18 protein-coding genes and 1 riboswitch are annotated in these 20,137 nt (G+C 44.8%); of the genes, 6 read left to right on the top strand and 12 right to left on the bottom strand.

Going from position 1 to position 20,137, the window contains the following annotated elements; translation table 11 throughout:
- Nucleotides 1-52 precede the first annotated feature (52 nt).
- From RRV97_RS07250 to RRV97_RS07205, 10 genes are all read right to left on the bottom strand, one after another.
- Nucleotides 53-1,042 carry a phosphatidate cytidylyltransferase gene (locus RRV97_RS07250; RefSeq protein WP_049348281.1) on the bottom strand — a complete coding sequence of 330 codons (990 nt, stop codon included), beginning with the start codon at nt 1,040-1,042 and terminating at the stop codon, nt 53-55.
- The gene (locus RRV97_RS07245) at nt 1,039-1,746 is read right to left on the bottom strand and encodes a lysophospholipid acyltransferase family protein (protein ID WP_315611136.1); all 708 of its coding nucleotides are present in this window, start codon (nt 1,744-1,746) and stop codon (nt 1,039-1,041) included. Before RRV97_RS07245 ends, RRV97_RS07250 begins: the two co-directional genes overlap by 4 nt.
- Nucleotides 1,747-1,808: 62 nt before the next feature.
- Nucleotides 1,809-2,183, bottom strand: a complete 375-nt coding sequence (locus tag RRV97_RS07240; RefSeq protein WP_315611135.1) for a hypothetical protein — start codon at nt 2,181-2,183, stop codon at nt 1,809-1,811.
- A gap of 2 nt (nt 2,184-2,185) precedes the next feature.
- On the bottom strand, nt 2,186-3,472 hold the full coding sequence (locus RRV97_RS07235; protein ID WP_315611134.1) for a phosphatase PAP2/dual specificity phosphatase family protein: 1,287 nt from the start codon (nt 3,470-3,472) through the stop codon (nt 2,186-2,188).
- A 64-nt stretch (nt 3,473-3,536) separates the two neighbouring features.
- A complete protein-coding gene (locus tag RRV97_RS07230) occupies nt 3,537-5,279 on the bottom strand; it encodes a bifunctional alpha/beta hydrolase/class I SAM-dependent methyltransferase (protein WP_315611133.1) in 1,743 nt (580 codons plus the stop codon).
- A 113-nt stretch (nt 5,280-5,392) separates the two neighbouring features.
- Nucleotides 5,393-7,384, bottom strand: coding sequence for a DUF262 domain-containing HNH endonuclease family protein (locus tag RRV97_RS07225; RefSeq protein ID WP_315611132.1), 1,992 nt, complete (start codon nt 7,382-7,384; stop codon nt 5,393-5,395).
- Nucleotides 7,371-8,327 (bottom strand): hypothetical protein, encoded by a 957-nt coding sequence (locus RRV97_RS07220; protein WP_315611131.1) that lies wholly within the window; start codon nt 8,325-8,327, stop codon nt 7,371-7,373. The genes RRV97_RS07225 and RRV97_RS07220 overlap by 14 nt, the downstream gene beginning before the upstream one ends.
- 105 nt (nt 8,328-8,432) lie before the next feature.
- Complete coding sequence (locus RRV97_RS07215) at nt 8,433-9,440, bottom strand: IS5 family transposase (protein WP_315611114.1); 1,008 nt, start codon at nt 9,438-9,440, stop codon at nt 8,433-8,435.
- 61 nt (nt 9,441-9,501) lie between these two features.
- Nucleotides 9,502-9,912 carry a DUF262 domain-containing protein gene (locus RRV97_RS07210; RefSeq protein WP_315611130.1) on the bottom strand — a complete coding sequence of 137 codons (411 nt, stop codon included), beginning with the start codon at nt 9,910-9,912 and terminating at the stop codon, nt 9,502-9,504.
- Nucleotides 9,913-9,953: 41 nt separating this feature from the next.
- Nucleotides 9,954-10,706, bottom strand: a complete 753-nt coding sequence (locus tag RRV97_RS07205; protein ID WP_315611129.1) for a PP2C family protein-serine/threonine phosphatase — start codon at nt 10,704-10,706, stop codon at nt 9,954-9,956.
- A 234-nt stretch (nt 10,707-10,940) separates the two neighbouring features.
- On the opposite strand from RRV97_RS07205, the gene RRV97_RS07200 reads away from it, so the two are divergent.
- Together RRV97_RS07200 and RRV97_RS07195 are read left to right on the top strand one after the other, a co-directional pair.
- Entirely contained in the window at nt 10,941-11,225 is a 285-nt protein-coding gene (locus RRV97_RS07200) for a PepSY domain-containing protein (RefSeq protein WP_003684382.1), read from the top strand.
- Between the two features lie 166 nt (nt 11,226-11,391).
- Nucleotides 11,392-13,254 carry a Pycsar system effector family protein gene (locus RRV97_RS07195; RefSeq protein WP_315611128.1) on the top strand — a complete coding sequence of 621 codons (1,863 nt, stop codon included), beginning with the start codon at nt 11,392-11,394 and terminating at the stop codon, nt 13,252-13,254.
- Nucleotides 13,255-13,393: 139 nt separating this feature from the next.
- Here the strand turns inward: RRV97_RS07195 and RRV97_RS07190 are convergent, their stop codons facing one another.
- Entirely contained in the window at nt 13,394-13,993 is a 600-nt protein-coding gene (locus RRV97_RS07190; protein ID WP_315611127.1) for a CDP-alcohol phosphatidyltransferase family protein, read from the bottom strand.
- A gap of 71 nt (nt 13,994-14,064) precedes the next feature.
- Nucleotides 14,065-14,110: riboswitch (PreQ1 riboswitch) on the top strand.
- Nucleotides 14,111-14,113: 3 nt separating this feature from the next.
- On the opposite strand from RRV97_RS07190, the gene queC reads away from it, so the two are divergent.
- A complete protein-coding gene (gene queC / locus RRV97_RS07185) occupies nt 14,114-14,803 on the top strand; it encodes a 7-cyano-7-deazaguanine synthase QueC (protein ID WP_315611126.1) in 690 nt (229 codons plus the stop codon).
- A 61-nt stretch (nt 14,804-14,864) separates the two neighbouring features.
- Here the strand turns inward: queC and RRV97_RS07180 are convergent, their stop codons facing one another.
- Nucleotides 14,865-15,926 (bottom strand): L,D-transpeptidase, encoded by a 1,062-nt coding sequence (locus RRV97_RS07180; protein ID WP_315611125.1) that lies wholly within the window; start codon nt 15,924-15,926, stop codon nt 14,865-14,867.
- A 139-nt stretch (nt 15,927-16,065) separates the two neighbouring features.
- Between RRV97_RS07180 and rlmD the strand changes: the two genes are divergently transcribed.
- From rlmD to RRV97_RS07165, 3 genes are all read left to right on the top strand, one after another.
- On the top strand, nt 16,066-17,391 hold the full coding sequence (gene rlmD, locus RRV97_RS07175) for a 23S rRNA (uracil(1939)-C(5))-methyltransferase RlmD (protein WP_315611124.1): 1,326 nt from the start codon (nt 16,066-16,068) through the stop codon (nt 17,389-17,391).
- 124 nt (nt 17,392-17,515) lie between these two features.
- Nucleotides 17,516-19,003 (top strand): 23S rRNA methyltransferase, encoded by a 1,488-nt coding sequence (locus RRV97_RS07170; RefSeq protein ID WP_315612249.1) that lies wholly within the window; start codon nt 17,516-17,518, stop codon nt 19,001-19,003.
- Nucleotides 19,004-19,026: 23 nt separating this feature from the next.
- Nucleotides 19,027-20,130, top strand: coding sequence for a response regulator (locus RRV97_RS07165; protein ID WP_315115773.1), 1,104 nt, complete (start codon nt 19,027-19,029; stop codon nt 20,128-20,130).
- The last annotated feature ends 7 nt before the right edge of the window (nt 20,131-20,137 follow it).

Raw genomic sequence — 20,137 nt, 5'->3', positions numbered from 1 at the left:
GGTTTCGGATATTAAAGGCCGTCTGAAAAATAGTTTTCAGACGGCCTGAAGTTTAGCCGTTCCAGAAATAACGGGTGATGTGGAAAAATACGGGCGCGGCAAAGCAAATCGAATCCACGCGATCAAGCATGCCGCCGTGGCCGCGTATCATATTGCCCCAGTCTTTGACACCATAATCGCGTTTGATGGCAGACATAACCAGGCCGCCAAAGAAGCCCATCAGGCAGACGATAAAGCCGATAACGGCTGCTTGGCCGTGGGAGAACGGTGTAATCGGCGCCATCAGCGCGGCAATGGCTGTGGCCGACAAAATACCGCCGACAGTGCCGGAAATGGTTTTTGATGGCGAAAGCGAAGGCATGATTTTTGCACCACCAATCAGTTTGCCCCAAACGTATTGCAATACATCCGATACTTGCACCACGCCAATCAGGAAGATCAGCAACAGGATATTGTTGCTGTTATCGAAGCCGTCCAAGTCGAGAAACATCAGCGCCGGAACATGGGACAGACAGAAGATGCAAATCATCGCCATCCATTGTGTTTTGGCGGCGCGTTCCAAAAAATGCGCGGTTTGGCCGCTGAGGCTGGCAATAATCGGCAGTATCAAAAAGCCGTAAACCGGAATAAAAATGCTGAACATGCCGTACCAGCCGTCATAGACGAAATAGTATTGCACCGGCAGCAACAGGTAAAAGCAGACCACCATGCTGTAATAGTCGCTGCGGCGGCGATAGACGAGGGTCATGAATTCGCGCAGTGCGGCAAATGAAATCAGGAAAAACAGTACAACCGTTCCGATTTTGCCGAACCAAAACGCACCCAGCAACACCAGCGTCATCAGCCACCATGCGTAAATGCGGGCGTTGAGGTTGGCGATGGTGGCATTATCTGCACCGTTTTTGCGCTTGAGCCATTGTCCGATGATGCTGGCAAAACACAATACGGCAAATACGCCGACAAAAATATAGCCTGCTTGCGGAGTCAGATGAGCGGCGGCTTGTTCAACGATGATTTGTTGGGAAGTCGTAGAAAGGCTCATGCTTGTCCTCCTTTGTTTTGATGAATTTCGGATTCATTTTGACGAAGATCGCTGCGGTCGTTTTCAGACGGCCTGAGCGCCAGCAGCGCTTCACGGCTGCGTGTCAAAAAACTGTCTTTGTCTTCGTTTTCCTGCAAGGTAAGCGGCTGTCCGATATGGACTTCACACAAAAGCGGTATAGGCAGGATTTTACCTTTGGGCAGTACGCGGCTGATGTTGTCTATCCAAATCGGCACAAATTCGGTATTGGGTTTGCTTTTCGCCAGGTGATAAATGCCGGACTTGAACGGCAGCAGGATGGTGTTGTCGTCAGTGTTGCGCGTGCCTTCAGGGAAAATAATCAAGGAGTCGCCTGCGTTTAGTGCGTTTTTCATCTGTTCGGTAATCGCTTGCGGATTATCACTATGGCGCGGAATCAGCAAAGCGTTGAAAACGTTTTGAATGATGAAGCGTTTGAGTTTGCTTGTCAGCCAGTAATCCGAACCGGCGACAGGGCGCGTGGACAAGCGCCAGCGGCGGGGCAGGGAAATCCACACCAGCACAAAATCGCCATGGCTGCCGTGATTGGCGTAATAGACTTTTTGGTGCTGATTGAATGTCAGCTCGCGCGGACTTTTGGGGCGTACGCCCGTAAGAAAAGAGACCGACAGACACAAGGCTTGGTCAGTAAGCCAGGCAAGTTGTTTTTTGAGGAAGTTTTTCATTGTTTCTGCCTTTGGGAGTGAGATACCGCTAAGGATTTGATTTGGGTAAATCAGCAAAATAATCAAATGATTTGGATAAGCAAAATTAAAAATTGGGCGGCGGTCAGGTATAAGCTTTTGCGCCATAAGGAAAGTGCGCCATTTATCCGTTGGGTCAAAGTGCGGCTACCTGAAATTTGGCGCAAACCGTTTTGCTGTAAGGATTGGTCAAAGTCTTCAGGAGCGTAGTGGTTGTCGGCAAAGTCTTGGAACACGCGGCGGTCGAAGTGAATGCGGATATGGCAGTACAACAAAACCGCTGCTAAGACGAGTTGCACCGCAAACCATGTGCCGCCATATTTTGCCGATAAGGCAAGCAGCAGGGCATTGCAGGCGGCAACATAATGTGCGGTAGAGAGTAGGTGGGCAGTAATACGGCTATCGGTTGCGTTGTCCATTATCATCCTTGTTTTAAACGGTTGGCCGCAGCTTCGACTGCTTGGGCAGTGGCCGGCGATAATACCATTTGCGGCCGAGCCTGTTTGAGTTCGGCCTTCGCTTGCGCCAAGTCTTTGCAGCCACCATAGGCCAGCAGCCACGTCAGCACCACTGCGGCACTTCTTCCATAACCCAAAGCGCAACATACCAATACTTTACCGTGTTTTTGGCGCAAGGTTTCCAATATCAAGGCCGTCTGAACCAAATCGTTTTCAGACGGCGTTGCCATATCCAGTAAAGGCAGAGCGCGATATTCTCCTTGATACCTACGGCAGGGATATTCGGCGCATACATCCAATACTGCAGGCAGATGGTTTGAAATCCCTAAAACGCTGCCAATCCACACATCATGGCGGACTGGTACCGTTTTCGCTTTACCGCGTAACCAATACGTCATGTTTAGCCGTATGCCCACCAGATAAGGCAACAGCAAAACCGTCGCAGCTGCCGATAATTTACCGTTAGCCTGTTTTTGGAAGAAAGCCACATTTCCAGTCAAATAGGCAAAGGCCACCATCAACAAAGACATGCTAATCCATATCAGCCACAGCCACACACCACCCAACAGCGCTGGTAAAACCATCAAACACGCACCAAGTAAATACAGCAGCGCAATCTTTTGTGAGGGTGCATGACTCAAGCCCAGTTTTAACGGCGAAGCCATCTGACGCGGAAAAGCCCACAACACCAGCCAGCCGAGCAATGCTCCGGTTGGTACGTCGATAAAATGATGTTGATAAGTTGTCAGTACCGACAAAGCAATCAGGCTTTGCCATAAGAAAAGCGGCAGGCGGATTTTTGGAAAGCGCGTCCAATAAAACGCACCCACGATAATCGCCAACGCGATATGCAAAGATGGTGCTTGGTTGTACGGCAAATCAAATGCAGCCAATGAATCAAACAGCCAGCCCGACAGCCCATAGGCAGGCGGTTTGGACCACCCGAAACGCAGCGGAAACAGCACGAAGCAAAGAGTTGCAATCAGTTGAGCGGCTACAAGGTGCGCTACATATCGGTTTTGTTCATGTGTATCACGGCAAAGGAAAAATGCCGCAGCATACATCAGGTTTAGCGACCAATAAGGCACAATCGTCCATGCCCAAAACGGAATATTGCGCTCCCATGCAAAAGCGACTTCCTGCACATAGTCCAGCGATGCCGCGTAATGATTGGACAGACCGTAGCTGGTGTAGAACAGGATACCAACTAAAATCAGCTTGAGTAGGGAGGTTTTTAGGGAGGGTTTCATGGATAGGTACATGGTTTAAATAATGCCGTCTGAAAGTTAAAAAATGTTCAGACGGCCTTTATTTTTATTTCTTCACTGCCAAGCTCACGGTGAAAATACCGTCTTCGTCTATCCATTGATGGATTTTTTCAAAACCAGCTTTTTCAACCAACTGATCCATTTCCTGTTGGCTGCGGCGGCGCATTACCCAGTTTGGGCTGCCTGCTTTGTGGCTGGTCAGGGCGCGGGCAATCATTTCCAGTTGCGGATGCCACGGCTGGCCGGTATAGATCAGGTAGCCGCCGGTTTCAATGGCTTCGCCGAAGCCGTAGAGTGAGTTCAAAATCAAATCGTTGTCGGCAAACAATTCGTGCAGGCCGGAGACGATGCCCAGCGTTGGACGCGGCTGCAAATCGTGATAATTGGCGCGGTCGTAGGCATTGACTTCATTGAAGGTTACCGTCTCTTGCAAGCCGCGCTCGGCAATCAGTTTGCGTCCGGCTTCGACATTAATCGGGCTGTAATCGCGCAAGCGTACGGAATCAGGCAACGTATCGGTAGTCAGGGCATCCAATACATAGCGGCCATGACCGGATGCAATATCCAAAACGTGTACAGGTTTCCCTGCTTCACGCAGTTTGGCTGAGGCCGTCTGAATGGCTTTGCCGATATTGACTTTGCGTTGGCGGATGCCGCGCCAGCCGATGGCGTTGAGATAGTATTTGTCCACCCATACACCGAAAGCATTGCTGCCTTGCGGTTGATTGCGGTAGACGTAATCCAGCGTGCTGCCTGAATCAAAACCTGTTTCTTGACCGATTCTCAAGCCTTCACTCCAGCGCGAACCCAGTTTGAGCGAGGCTCGATATATTGCCCAAAATGCGCCGCGTGGCGAATAAATAGGCAAAGGCGTAGCCAGTTCGTCAGCTTCGCGGCGGCTGTCGCTGTGCAAATGGGCTTGGGTTAAATCAACTGGTTGCAAAGGTTGGTTGAAACGCTCGCGGATAAAACGGCGCATTTCTACAAACGCAATTTCACGGTCTTGCTCGCCTAGAGTATCGTGGTAGAAACCGGGCAGGATATGGCGCTCTTTAATATGGCTGCCCAAACGATTGTAGAAATCATGTTGCGGTTTGTGATGAACGACCCAATCGCTGCCTGAAATCAACAGTTGTACAGGCGTAGTAATCGCTTGTGCATCGGCGACTACACGTTCGGCCGCTTCATATAAACCCAGCAGGATACGAACGGAAATAGCGCGGGCGATAAGCGGATCGTTGTCGTAGCTTTTTTGACGTTCGACATTGTGGGTCAGATAGTGGGCTTTGACGTAGCTGTTGACAAAGAAATTGCCACGCCATTTTTGCATGAGTTTCAAACCGGTACGGGCAAACGGAACATAGAGTTTGACTTTGAACGCAGGCGAAGCCAATACGGCGCAACGGATTTTCGGCGCGTAATCGTGCAACCAAGTAGAAACCAATACCGCGCCGACACTTTGCGCAATCACGCAGATGTTTTCAGGTTTGATGCCGTATTCGCTTTGAATGTGTCGGATAAAATCATCTACATCGGCAACCGAAGTGCCAATACTCGGACTATCGCCACGTTCACCGGGGCTGTAACCATGACCGCGCGCGTCCCAAGCGAAATAGGAAAAATCATCAAAACCCAGCTCATCCGCCACAAACATCATTCTACCGGAATGCTCATGCCCACGATGAAACAGCACAATGGCTTTATCGGAAGAACCGTCGGCAGCAGGGCGATAGCGGTAGAAAAGCGAAGTCCCGTCTTGGGTTGAAAAGAATTTTTGCTGTTCGGACATGAGAAACTCCTAATAGTCATATTTTTTGAACAGTATCATGACATATCGAATAAATGCAATGATTATCCGATAGACGGACGAATGCAATGATGGAGAGAAATGTTAAGTGCCGATTATGGTTGATACGATGAGTCAGTCAGTGGTTTGTTTAAGATTTTTAGCATTTTTTTCTCATGATCTTTTATCTCGCTTTCTGTCCAGTTTTCGTAACTCATCATAATAGCTTGTTTTAAGCTATCATAAGTATCCTTTTCTTTGTAATACTGCCGTTTCCAATCTGGAAGTTTATTACTGAAACTGGAATTTTTACTTTGAGATAACAAATATAGATTGCCAAAATTATCTAAGACATTTGTATCTAATTTATCTAGACCAAAATCTTGAGAGGGATTTTGTGGGTAATGGTGCTCAACCGAGCTTCTAAAACTAAATCTAAAATTTTTCCAGATAGATTGTTTAGATTGGTCAATAGCTGAAAAGACCTCTACCTTGTCTTGATATTTCCATAATTGATAATCCAATCGATTAAATACAAAATTTGGGACGTTTACTCCATCATTCCAAGACTTATGTACTGAAGGGGCGGTGTAATTATCATGTAAGATAATTTTCATAAAATCCCTGTTTTCATTGCAGTTGTTTTCAAAATAAAATTTATCACAAAGATTTTCAAGAAACTGAATATATGTCTCTTGAGTAATACTTTTCTTATTCTCGAATAACCAACGCAATGTAGCATATAGCCAGTTTTTATAGATTCGGGATGGATTAGAAACATGAAACATAGAGAGCAACATTATTGCGTTCTTAGTTTTATCATTAGTTTCTTCAGTATCATCGGAATTATCGGAATCATCGGAATCATTATTATCGTCACTAAAAACATTTTTATAGTAATACTTATTTGATTTGTTTTTAATTTTCTGTAAAGACCAATGCTCATTTTCTGAGTGTGATGAATTTGATTTAATAATATATTTATCAAATAAATGCCGACAAGATAGCAATATATCTATGAAATTTACGATCTTTTCTTTGTTCCAGTCTTCATTGTCAAAAGCATGCAAAAGTTCTTTTTCATCTAGAGGAATTCCTTTAAAGGTAACTTTGTTAATGCCGGTAGGAAATTTTTCTAGATAAATTTTCAAGATATGCATTAAGAAGTTAGGGAAATCAATAACAGAATTAAAACGCCCATCTGTCAGCCCGTTTTCTTTTTCCTGTGAAGGGTGGGGATGCTCCTTATCGTCTATTATTAATTGAAGAATTGATTGTTCTTCATTTGCGGGGCCGTTATCTGAATGTTGAGTCTTTTCTGCATTAGCAATATTCTCAATAATTTCATTAAATTTTTTTGGGATAGTATTTTCCCAATTCTTGCCAAAAATATTTTCTCTAAGTGGCGGGTTAATTCCTATTACAACATATCGGCTCATGTCAGAACACGCATCCCAAATTTTGGCGAAAATAGAGCGTTCACTATCTGTGTCTAAAACCTCCATTAAAGCAGCCTTGATAATCTCATGTTTTTCTAATTGTTCTCCCCGCGTATTCATAATTTCAAAGTAATGATTGAGGTCGGTGTCTTCGGGTACTTCGGTTCTAATAATTTTGACGTTTTCTTGTAAGAACTCTGCCAAACACATTCCTTCTTTTTCTGTTCTCTCAGTTTCCCAATATTTTTTTATTGATTTTAAAGCATTTTTAAAAACATCAGGTATGGAGTCAGAGTCAAGATGTCCTAAGGCATAGTCGGAGTCATTTCTATGCTCAAAGTATACATTTCTAACAAAGGTATCTGATTTTAAGTAGTGCATTGATTTTAAGTAGTGCATTGATTTTAAGTAGTGCATGATTAAAGTCAGTGTGGTCAATCGTTGTTGTCCATCTATGACTTCTAAACCTCCATTTCCTCTTTTATAAATGACTAAGCTGCCAATATAATAATTATTCTTATTTTTTGCATTCCATAGGTCTTGAATAAGAAGGCTGATTTCATCATCTCCCCATGCGTAATTACGTTGATAAATAGGAATAATATATTTGTCTTTATTCAATAATTCATTTATGGTTAATGTTTTTACGTAATCATTATTTGTTTTCATCTTTAATTTCCAAAATCTCTTTTATTGTACTGTCTACATGTTCTGAAAATTTAACTTTTTCAGTTTTTTGAATAAAACTCATTACTTGTTCGGGAGTAATGGATCTTTCAATATAAGAAATTAATCCGGCTGGAGCATGAGCCTTCTTAATCTCAATGGTCGTGAAGGTGATGCGCTGATATTCTACCCGAGTACGGTAAGCCCATAGAAAAGCTTTTGTTATAAATTCTTCAAAATGGCTTTCTCCAAATTTATCAAAGTAGAACAATACGGTACATTCAAATAAATTTCTAATGTATTTATCACCAGTTCGATAGCTGTATTTATGATTGTTTAAAAAAGTCATTACTCCTTTTTCTAAATCAATTCCATTAATAGAATGAATTTTATCTAACAATCCATCCTTTTCTTTGAATAGTTTTTCATAGATGGCTGTATAATATTCAATATAATCAAAGAAATATTTTCCATTGATTAGCACTTGTGTGGCCTGAAATTCTGATATCGATCGATATAAAAATGGATTTTCATGTAATAATTTTTGTATGGTATGAGTAGCTAATATTCCGTGTAAGTAAGGATAATCAACTTTTTCATGAACGCCTTTAAATGTATCTAATTCATCTGATGTAAATATTTCTGCATTCTCTTTGTAATGCCAGCGGCGAAGTCTAAATAAGATATAGTTGATAATTTTATCTAAATTATTCATATCGTTAGACATTGCAGATTTTTCCCAGCGTTCGACACATTGGTGAATGACCTTCTCGTCTTTATCCCTCATGTCTCTTAAATGATAGGCTTTTAAGAGGTCATAAGATTCTAAAGGTTTGCCTCTGGCATTTTGTGAATCAAAAAATTGAAAAGCCTCATCTAAGTCATTTAATTCAATACAAACCGAGACCTTTGCAAAATTCCTTTCCTTCCGACAGCCGAGATCCAAACAAAGATTTTCGGCTGTTTTTGTTTCAAATATCCACTGATTCTACCCAAATCCCCCCCTTAATCCTCCTTGGATACCTGATTAATCAGGCATCCGGGCCGTCTTTTAGGCAGCAACAGGCACACTTAGCCTGTTGGCGGCTTTCAACAGGTTCAAACACATCGCCTTCAGATGGCTTTGCGCACTCACTTTGATCAGCCCGAAATAGGCTGCCCGCGCATAGCGGAATTTACGGTGCAGCGTACCGAAGCTTTGTTCGACCACATAACGGGTCTTCGACAAATATCGGTTACGTTTGGTTTGCGCTTCCGTCAGCGGACGGTTGCGGTAGGCTTTGCGCATAATGCCGTCCTGTAACCGATGCTCTTCCAGATGTTGCCGGTTTTCCTCACTGTCATAGCCTTTATCGGCATAGACGGTCGTACCTTTGGGCAGACCTTCCAACAAAGGCGACAGGTGTTTGCACTCATGGGCATTGGCTGGGGTAATGTGCAGTTTCTCGATATAGCCTTCCGCATCGGTACGGGTATGTTGTTTGTAACCGAGTTTGTAGAGGCCGTTTTTCTTTATCCAACGGGCATCGCTGTCTTTACTCGGTGTGGCTTGGCCGCTGACTTGTCCTTCCTCGTCGACTTCTATGGCCTGGCGCTGTTTGCTGCCGGCGGTCTGAATAATAGTGGCATCAACGACGGCGGCGGATGCTTTCTCTATTTTTAGGCCTTTTTCGGTCAGTTGGCGGTTGATCAGTTCCAGTAGTTCGGACAGGGTGTTGTCTTGCGCCAGCCAGTTGCGGTAGCGGCATAAGGTGCTGTAATCGGGGATGCTCAGTTCGTCAAAACGGCAAAACAGGTTGAAATCGATGCGGGTGATGAGGCTGTGTTCGAGTTCGGGATCGGAGAGGCTGTGCCATTGTCCGAGCAGGACGGCTTTGAACATGGACAACAGGGGATAGGCGGGACGGCCGCGGTGGTCTCGGAGGTAACGGATTTTTTGACAATTCAGGTATTGTTCGATCGGTTGCCAATCAATCACCTGATCCAACTTCAATAGCGGGAAGCGGTCGATGTGTTTGGCAATCATGGCTTGTGCGGTTTGCTGGAAGAAGGTACTCATGAAAAATCCCCTAAATGTCTTTGTGGGAATTTAGGGGATTTTGAGGAATTTTGTAAAGGTCTCAAACTATTTCACACCTGTTAAGGAGGTAATCCTTAAATTCATTTGTGAAATTATAGTTTTTAAGAAAATTATAGTTCGTTGTAATATTATTTTTGCTGATGCTATGATTCGGTTTTTCCTTTAAAAGAGACACATCCTTCCCCAGTTTATGAAGCAATAACGAGAGTGTAATAAGCCGCTGTTGGCCATCTACTATTTCAGATATTTTAGAACAGTCTTTATCCTTATTTAAAACAATTGTTCCGATGCGGTATATTTTTTTCCCCTCTCTAAAATTTTGGAGCAGGTCATCGATTAATTGTTGTACATTTTTAATTGTCCATTTGTATGGTCTTTGATAATTAGGGATACTCAAATTTAATTTAAATATGTCATCAATCTTGAGTATTTCTGCTTTTCCTATGCTCATATAGATACCCCTTAGTATGAAAAATAGGTAAACATTATAGACTACAATCGGCAAACTACTACCGACATATCATCATAAACTCTTTGTTTCGCCATTAATTTACGAAATACAGTCAGACGGGACTTATCGTTATCATATTGTTGCCAAATTTTTTCTCTTATTTCTTCTGAAAGAGCGTCACTTAGGCCGTCTGAACAAAGCAGCAGGCTTTCTCCTGCTTTAAGCGTAAGCTCGACATGGCACATTTTGTCTTGGAAATCGGAATAATCTGCTACTAGATAAGAAGAAACGCCGCCATATATGGTGGCAAACCCTTCTTCTTTTTTATCCGATAAACCATCCAGCAATTCGGAGAGTATCGAGTGATCTTGGGTCAGTTGCTTCCATTTTCCTTGTGTATCAATCAAATAGGCGCGGCTGTCGCCTACGCTGATGATTTTGGTTTTACCGGTGGTTTGGTCGATTTCGGCGGCAACAAAAGTGGTTGAGGAACCAAAATAATCCTCTGCCAACTCTTTAGATAAAGCGGTTTGTATATGATTGATGGTTTGACGGCTGAGTTTGGTTGTATGGCTTAATAGGTGCATGGCTGATTTGCTGGCTTTTTCGGGACGATTGCTATTGGAAATGCCGTCGGCTATCCCGATGATAAAGCGTGGACGGGTTTCAAAACGTGTTTCAGCGGTTTTGAGTTTATATTGAAACACTTGCTCTCCGTTAAAAAGGGCATCTTGGTTGTGTTGTTTGTTGCTGCCGATTTGTTGGCAAAAGGTGATTTCGCAAAAGTTGTTCATGGTTTGTCCATTTGTTGGGTGAATATTCGCTGCAGGCTTTTCATCGTTTCTAACCCTCCGGATTTACACTTGGGCAATACGTTTGAAATTTGACGATTAAGGTTGAAGGCCGTCTGAAAAATAGTTTTCAGATGGCCTTTACTGCGTTTAACCAAGCACTAATTAACTGCTAATTTTACTGTGTTTTAATACATCCATCGAAACCCGAATACACATTTGAAAAGGAAATCAAACATGAAAAAATTCTTATTGACCGCCATCGTTGCTTTGTCTGCCGCTACTGCCGGTGCCAGCGATTACATCGAACACAAAATCTACAGCGATAAAAACTTCGAGCAAAACCGTGCTAAAGCCGTAAAAATGTTGGAGCAACGCGGCTATCAAGTTCACGATGTTGAAGCCGATAGCCGTCGAGGCCAGCCTGTGTTGGATATCGAGGCTTTTAAAGATGGTCGTGAGTACGACATTGTTTTGTCTTATCCTGATTTGAAAATTATTAAAGAACGCATCGACTATTAATATTTTGATGCAAGGCGGATTGTCGCAGGGCTTTGGGGTTCTGCGGCAGTTTGCTATTTAGGTATTTAAAGAGTGTAAGCGGCATGTAAATTACCTAAAATAAATGAACTAAATATGCTTTTTATTTTCCATTTAATTCAAAGTGTTTGATGTTGGGAGTCATGATATGGATTTGAATGATTGGAAGGAAGACGGCCGGCCGAAGCAGATGGGCGACCGAGACAAACCTTTAAACGGCGGCGTATCTGCCGATTCCCAACAGAACGTTGATTTTTGGGATCGTAATCGAAACAATACTGTTGAAAACGAAGTTGAGGTTGCGGCTGAAACGGTAGAAATTCAGGAGGCGGTAGAAGGTCAGGAAGCAGTTGAACATTCTGAGATGCCGTCTGAAAAAAGTGAAAAGAAAGCCAAACGCAAAAAAGACAAGGCGAAAAAGAAAAAAAATAAAGCCGAAGATTTGAATGCACCTGATTTGTTGGGTACGAATAAGGGCGTGGAAACCATGTTCCGCAATGCCGTACGCTCGGAGATGGAATTGTTGGCGCTGGCGGCAACCAAAGCGAATATTATGATTTCGCTGAATGGTTTTATCGTGTCTGCTCTGATGATTTCGGGCGCGTTTATTTTTTCATCGTCGCCCGAATTTTTGATTCCGGCCAGTACGTTTATGATTACTGCCGCCGCGTCTATCGTGTTTGCATTGCTTTCTGCTTCGCCGGAACGTATCGGCAAAATGCAGGCGGCGCGGACATGGTTGAAGGATTTTATCCGTGGCCGTTCTAAGCTGCGGGATTTGAAAACCCGCCTCAGCAGTACCGAAACGCGCTTTTTTGGCGGCAGCCAACCCAATATTTTGATTTATGAAGACCGTGTGAAACTGCAAAAAGATCAATATTGGGAAATGATGCAGGAGATTATGGGCGACCGTAAACAAATCTATGAAAAGATGAGCGACCATCTTTATTGGCTTGGTTTGTTGGCGGACAAACAGTTCAAATACATCAATTTGTCTTACGCGGTATTCCGCTGGGGCTTGCTGGCTTCACTGGTGGCATTTATCGGCGTGAAAACATTGCCGTCATTGCTAATACCGCCGGCCAACAATGCGGCAGAGCTGCGTTCGCTGGGAATCAATATGTTTAACGGTGTGTATGAGCCTTCCGCCGTACAACAGCTTCCGGACGGCAATTTGTTGATTGCGGAAGACGAACCCAACCATGCGTTCAGTATTGTCAGCATTGATAAAACGGGCAAGTTTGTGGAAGACGAGGCATTGGATACGCGCGTGATTACCGGTTTCAAACGCCGTCTCAGTGACTTGGAGGCTTTGGCGCGCGATGATGAAGGCTTTATCTACGCACTGACTTCACATTCGCGCACCCGTAAAGGTAACCGTTCGCCCGACCGTGAACACTTGATGCGCTTTAAAATCCAAGACGGCAATGTGTTGGGGCTGACCAGCTACGACAATCTGACGCAGGTCTTGGAAACCGACCACAAGCTGCATGATTTGATTCGCGAGCGAACCAAGGCTGAAGTTTCTTTTGAAGAAATCAATATTGAGGGTATGGCGTTTGATCCGGTGAAAAAACGTCTTGTTTTGGGATTCCGTGACCCTGAGTTCAACAACATGGCTTTGGTTGCATTTATCAGCAATCCGAAAGATGTGTTTGAGCGCAATGCCAAACCTGAATTTGATGAAGTGGCCGTGATTGATATTGATGGTGGCGGTATCCGTTCCCTCAACTATGATCCTGTGTTGAAAACCTATGTGATTGCCAATGAAGTGAAGGATGAGAATGGACAGAAATTCTCGCAACTGTGGACTTGGAGCGGTAACCCGACCGACGAACCGCAAAAAATTTCTCTGCCTAATCTGCAACACATCACCAACGTCGAAGCCGTCGATTCGATTACCGTTAACGGCAAGCCGCAGATGATTTTGATGGGCGACGAAGGCAATGCTTCGCAGAAAATTACTGCCAAGTATATGTTGGTAGATTACAGTCAACTGGGTAAACAGTAAGTTATCTTCGCTGACGAATAAAAGGCCGTCTGAAACCGATAGTTTATGGTTTCAGACGGCCTTCTTGTTTTCAGTAAAACAGGTTGATGGGTTTAAATACTCTAATCAATGATGATTAACCCAAGAACGTGGATAAATTTCAGACGGCCTTCAAGCCATTGATGACACGTTTGTAGCAGGTATAAACCAATGCCGCGCAGGCCAGCCACATAAGGATATAGAAAGTCGAATGGAAGCTGCCGGCAATTGCATACCATACGGCCAGTGCGCCGATAAAGAATGCACGGTCGCTTTTGCCGAATGGCCCGTCATAACGCCGGCCGTTGCCATGAACTTGCCCCAAAACGCCGCAACACTCAGTCATTGCCGCCAACCAAATAAACAGGGCAATTTGTACGCCGCCGAAGGGCGCAATAAAGGCAAAAGGCAGATACAAAGCAGCATCGGCGACAATGTCGGTGATTTCATTCAAATAGCCGCCCAATGCCGATTGTTGACCGAACTCCCGTGCCAGCATACCGTCCATCGCATTCAGTGCCATACGGACAAACAACCAGATCGGCAGAAGCCAGAATAATGTGGATACACCTGCAAACAATGCTAAAAGTAAACCGATCAAAATGGAAACAGCGCAGGCAAACAGGGTGACCTGATTGGCAGTAATGCCTTTTTGATACAGTCTCTTAACAATGGGGTGCAACAGGTTTTGAAATTTTGGTTTCAGGGCGTAGATGCTCATAATTATGCTATATAAAAGAAAATGAAGTGCCGTGATTATAGACGAAATCCGTTATAATCCGTCAATCTTCAAATCACGCGGTTCGCAAACCTCCCGCGTTAACAAAACTAGGAATTTACTATGGAAAAACAGCAAGCCCTCGTTATTTTTTCGGGCGGGCAGGATTCAACGACCTGCCTGATTCAGGCAATTCAAACCTATGGCCGTGAAAATGTGCAGGCCATCACTTTTCAATATGGGCAACGCCACGCCATCGAATTGGAGCGCGCGCGTTGGATTGCCCAAGATTTGGGCGTGAAGCAGACCGTGCTCGATTTGAGCCTAATGCAACAGATTACGCATAACGCCTTGATGGATGATACGGCGGCGATTGAAACGGCTTCAGACGGCCTACCCAATACATTTGTAGATGGGCGCAATGCTTTGTTTTTGCTTTACGCCGCCATTTACGCCAAAGGGCAGGGGATACGCCATATCATTGCCGGCGTGTGCGAAACCGACTTTTCCGGTTATCCCGACTGTCGCGATGTGTTCGTCAAGTCGATGAATGTTACGCTGAATCTGGCCATGGATTACGCTTTTCAAATCCACACGCCCTTGATGTATTTAACCAAAGCGCAAACTTGGGCATTGGCGGATGAAATGGGTGTGTTGGATTATATTCGCGAGCATACGCATACTTGTTATAACGGCGTGGTCGGCGGTTGTCATGAATGTCCGAGCTGTATTTTACGCGAGCGCGGCTTGTCAGAATATTTGGAAAAAAAGCCGTCTGAATTAAGAGGGGCATCTATTTCCAATATCCAGTAATACGAAAAGGCCGTCTGAACAATTCGTTTCAGACGGCCTTTGGCTATGTGTTTTGTTCTGTTTAGAACAGCAAATCTTCCGGTTCGCTGCTTGCCGGAGCCTCTTTCACTGGCGCAGAGGCCGGGGCTGTAGCCGGTTCGGAAGCAGCTTTAGGCGCGGAAGCAGGAGCATCGGCCGGAGTGGTTGCCGGTTTGGCAGCAGGTTTTGCCGGTTTCACCGGAGTCGGACGAACGCTTTGTTTCGGTTCGGATGCTGCCTTATTTGTATCGTCGGTAGCATCAACTTCGATTTCAGTGCCTTGAGGCAATACCACATCTTTAGCAGGAGCCGGTTTCGGCATGACTTTAGGTTTGCTGTAAGCATCCGTGCCGCTGGTCCATGCCAAAGATTTCAAAGGCGATTTGAGTTTCACGCCTTTGGCGCAGGTCAGACAGTTTGCCGCACCGGTGCGTCCTTTCAGGATTGCATCCACACGCGCGGCAGGAATGGTTTTGCCGTGCGCTTTTGCCCAAGCGGCAATGCTTTTTTTCAGGGCAGCCGTATCAAGGTTTTTCTTGTCGTATGGGTCACGATAGGCAGCCAGCCACAAGTTTTGGTTGGCATCTTCGTTCAGGCTTGCCATTTGGTAGATAACGGAGGCGGGAGCACCTGTTGCGATGGTTTTGGCGAATTCCAATGCATCAGGCGATTTCATGCGCACGCAACCATGGCTGCGGACGCCGGGCACGCTGGCAGGGGCATTGGTGCCGTGAATGCCCAGGCTTAATTTGGGGTCGCCAAGACGGACAAATACGGGACCCAGCGGATTATTCGGGCCCGCCGGTACGCTTTTTACGCCGTCATTGCGTTCTTTTTGGATGGATTTAGGGATATGCCAAACCGGGTTGTAGGCTTTGGCGCCGATTTTGTGTTCGCCCAGTGTGGTTTGGGTCATGGCTTTGCCGACGGCAACAGGATAAATTTTGCTCAGTTTGCCGTTGTCGTAGAGGAACAAACGCTGTTGCGTAATATTGATAACGACGTGTTGTCCGGAAGAGGCGGGAGAGACGTCTGGAATAAGTGTGTTTGCAGCAGCGGCCGAGGTCAGAAGAGCGGCTGTCAGGCCAAGGAATAATTTTTTCATGTCGTCTTTTTTTGTAGGGATTGAAATGAAAGTTTTTGGCGCATGATACCTGAAACTCTGTGTTTTTGTGAGAAAATATGCGCTTTCGGTATTGAAAGACAGTCAGACGGCCGGTAAGCGGCTGTCTGACGGAAACGGTATGAGTGTGAAAGAACGGTATCAAGAGGCGGAAGTTTTTTCTTTGGATTATGAGGGCAGGGGTGTTGCCAGAGTCGATGGGAAGACTGTATTCATCGGCGGTGCGCTGCCCGGAGAGCGTGTAACGTTTGCTATTCATAAAGAAAAAAAGCAGTTTGCAGAAGCTCAGGTCGAAACGGTTTTAAAACCTTCTTCCGAACGCGTTGAACCAGCTTGTTGCTATTTTGATACATGTGGCGGCTGTTCGCTCCAACATGTTTCCTTTGGTGCGCAAGTTGCATTAAAGCAACGGATTTTGGAAGAGCAGTTGGAACGGATAGGTAAGGTCAAGCCGGAGATAATTTTGCCTCCTTTATATGGTTTCTCCTGGTATTATCGCGATAGGGCACGTTTAAGTGTTGCAATGGATAAAAAAGGCCGTCTGAAACTCGGTTTTCAGGCTAAAAAAAGCCATGATGTCGTCAATATCCGCCATTGTCCTATTTTGCCTAAACATGTTTCCGATAAATTGCCTGATGTCCGAAATTTGCTGCAAAAACTGCATGATGACGGTGTAAAAGTGAAATTTGTTGAGTTTTATTGCGGGAGAAATGTGACCGTACTCAACATTCGTTTCGTAAATCAACCGTTTGGACAAATATTAAGCGAATTGCGTAATTGGTTTGATAAGATATTGTCGGGTGCTGAAAAAGCATGGCAAATATGGCTGCAGAATCATGCCGAGTCCTTGCCGTTTTATCCCGAGAATGCGCCTGCTCTGAACTATAATTTTGCTCAATTTGACGTGGAAATGCCTTACAAGCCGGGTGATTTTACGCAGATTAATGCGCAATTGAACGAAGTGATGGTGGCAAGGGCCGTCAGACTTTTAAACCCTCAAAAAGGGGAGAGGATTGCCGATCTGTTTTGCGGTTTAGGCAATTTTAGTTTGCCGCTGGCGAAAAGTGGCGCATCGGTTGTCGGTATTGAAGGCGCCGATTATTTAGTAGATAGGGCAAGGGAAAATGCCCGCCTGAATCGTTGTGCCGAGAATATGACGTTTTCTGTTGCCGACTTGTTCGATACCGATGAAAAGACTGTCGAGTCATGGGGGAAATTTGACAAGATGTTGCTCGATCCGCCGAGAAGCGGTGCTTATGCTGTTGTCAAATCACTACACAAACCGTTTTTGCCTCAGAAGATAGTATATGTTTCATGCAATCCATCAACATTTGCACGGGATGCCGGTGTCTTGTTTGATAAGGGCTATAAGTTTAAGGTGGCGGGAATCATGAATATGTTTGCACAAACCTCGCATGTTGAATCCATCGGTGTGTTTGAGTTGTAAATTGGTATCAAGTCCTTTATGTGAGTAGGGTTTTTAATGTAAAAATGAGTGCATTCATGTTATCATCATTCGTTTGGGGAATTCATAACGTTGAAGTTGCGCGTAAAGCAACAGATGTTAATAAATACAGTTTGCAGCACAAGACCGGGAGGTGTTCTTGAACTATCAACTTTTAACTATTTTTTTGCTGGTGCTTTTTTTGCTGGTGTTGTTTTTTGTTCGTCATAAACAAAGTAGTGAACAAAGAGGCAACTCAGGCAAACAAAGCGCACATGCATCAAAAGGCGGCCATAAATCTGCCGCTCATACAGCCTCCTCTGAGGATGGAAACGACTGGATTGAGAAAGTCAACCAAACAGTTTCCAATGCGGATAATCAAGACTGGGAATGGGGCGGAAGCGGCTCAAGCAATGCTACGGCTTCTGTTTCTGCACAAGAAGTCGATCCATTGACCGAATACCAGGTTTATAAACAATTTGGTTATGAGAGTAAGGCTGCAGAGTCTTTAGCCGGTTATCTCAATACCTTGGAAGATGGTGCACCGGAAAAACTGGTTCATGAATTAATCGGTTTGAATCTGCGCGTCGGCAATATCGATATGCTGGCAGATACGCTTGAGCGCCATAGTGCTTCCCTTTCTGAAGACAGCGTAGCCGAATACTTGAAAGCCGGTTTGGCTTTGGATTCAACCAATCTGCGCTTGCGCGTTTTTGCCGAACATCATCTCGGTTGGAATATGCAGGAAGTGGATCGTCAAATTGGCGAACAAAGCGGTTTGGAAGTTGCTTCCGACGAACATATTGCCTTTGAGAACGATTTGGCCGAACGCATTGTCGTGCCAGGTATGGATAAACGCGCGCCTATCGTATTAGGCAAGAAAGACTTTGGCGAAATCAGCCCTGAAGAGATGGGCGCGGTGATTGGTTTTGCCAAGCCGGAGCGTAGTGCAAAAATCCTGAAAGACAAGATTAGTTACGAGACTGCTTTGCATCAATACAACAAAGCAATCCAAACTTCTGCGAAACCTGCTGGTCTCATTATCGATGCCTTGCGTCTGGATTATCAGAATGAAGAAGTAGGGCAGTTTGCCAAGCATCTGTGGAAGCTTTACCACTCTTTGGGCCAATATGGCCGTCAAGTAAAAGAACGTATGCTTGGTTGGGGTTATAGCCTTGGTTACCACGAAATTTTTGATGATTTGGAAAAAGGGCCGTCTGAACAGCAAATTAAAGAGATTGGCTTGAAACGCGGTTATATCCAGCCAAGTTCTTTGCAGATGAAAGCCAAATATCGTGAGTTGGTTCAAAAAGACTCTTCAGTCATCAGCGCGAGCTCTTCACCTGCAGATGAAGCCGTGAAAGAAGTCGAATCTTTGTTGGCCTATGGTCAGTTGGATTTGGCCATCGGTACTTTGGAACAGGCTGTTTTGCAGTATCCTCAAGAATCGCAGCTGTACATTATCTTGTTTGATTTGTACGAACGCGTTGAAGACTGGGGACGTTTGGAGCAATTCCTGCGCTTGTTGCGCGAGCGTGTTGTCAGTCTGCCTGAAGAGGTTGTCTTGGCAATGAGCCGTCTCTTGCAACGAATGAACCAATATTCAAAAAAATAAGATAATCGTAGAAAGTACGAGTAATGAATAATCATTTACCAAAAATTAAAACCATACGGGTTATGTTACAGGAGATGGGTGAGCAACAGCAGGCAGTATTCCGTATGGCATTTAAAATGCACAATACGACGAATTACGTCATCGTTTCTCCTGGTTCTGATGAAAAACCGGATTTGGTATTGGTTGATACCGATACGCCGGCAGGCGTAGAAGCTTGGAAAGAGTCGAAGAAAATTTATCCGGAAGTGCCTGTGGCAATGTTTTCTTCTGAATTGCCAACCGTAACGACTCCTTATTTAGCCAAGCCGGTTAAATTCGATACCTTGTTTCCTGTTTTGCGCAGCCTGGCTCAGGGCGGGAATGTTTTTGAGCCGTCTGAACAACAAGCGGCTGAAGAGAATAAAGGACAATCAAATTCCGATGGCGCAAGAAAAGCCACCATTCGCCGATTTAATCCAAATAAAGGCTTGTTGGGTGCGCTGAAATTTGCCAGTCAAGGACACCAAGATATTGCCGTCTTGCATGAAGGCAAGCCGATATTGATCGTGTTTCCCAGCATTCAACGTGTGCTGCTGACAGTCAGTGCTAATGAGTTGGAGAAATTGTGTAAAAACGATAACTTGGCAGTTGTGTGTAAGGCTGTTCCTGATAATCCGCAATGGAAAGAGAAAGCTAAAGTTACCATTATGTCATGCTTGTGGCAGATGGCTATTTGGACTGCATCAGGCCGTCTGATTTATCCGATGACGCCGCAAACTGTCTTTACGCTCAAGCGTTGGCCAAACTTAACCCGTTTGGCGCATGTTCCGGAATCTATGCGTCTGTCGGCATTTCTGACGAAGACATCCGTTAATCTGAATGTTCTTTATAAAGTCATGCCATTAGAGATGCCTGATATTTTGAATTATTTATCGGCAACATATATAACAGGCTTTTTGGCGACAGATACAGAGTTTGCAACAGATGCGAATAATACGCCTTCCTTGAATGAACAGATTGATGTGAATAGCAAAGACGTACCTGAAACAGCAATGAGCAAAGAGGCTCAAAAAGTTGCCGGTCCGTCTAAAGAACAACCTCGCGGCCTGTTGCAACGCCTGATGCGTAAGTTGCTGGGTAAATCGTAAAGGACAC

The organism is Neisseria sp. DTU_2021_1001991_1_SI_NGA_ILE_055, from assembly GCF_032342915.1.
GTDB lineage: Bacteria > Pseudomonadota > Gammaproteobacteria > Burkholderiales > Neisseriaceae > Neisseria.
The sequence above is the reverse complement of the archived record's forward strand: the minus strand, read 5'-3'. Positions and strand labels throughout refer to the sequence as shown.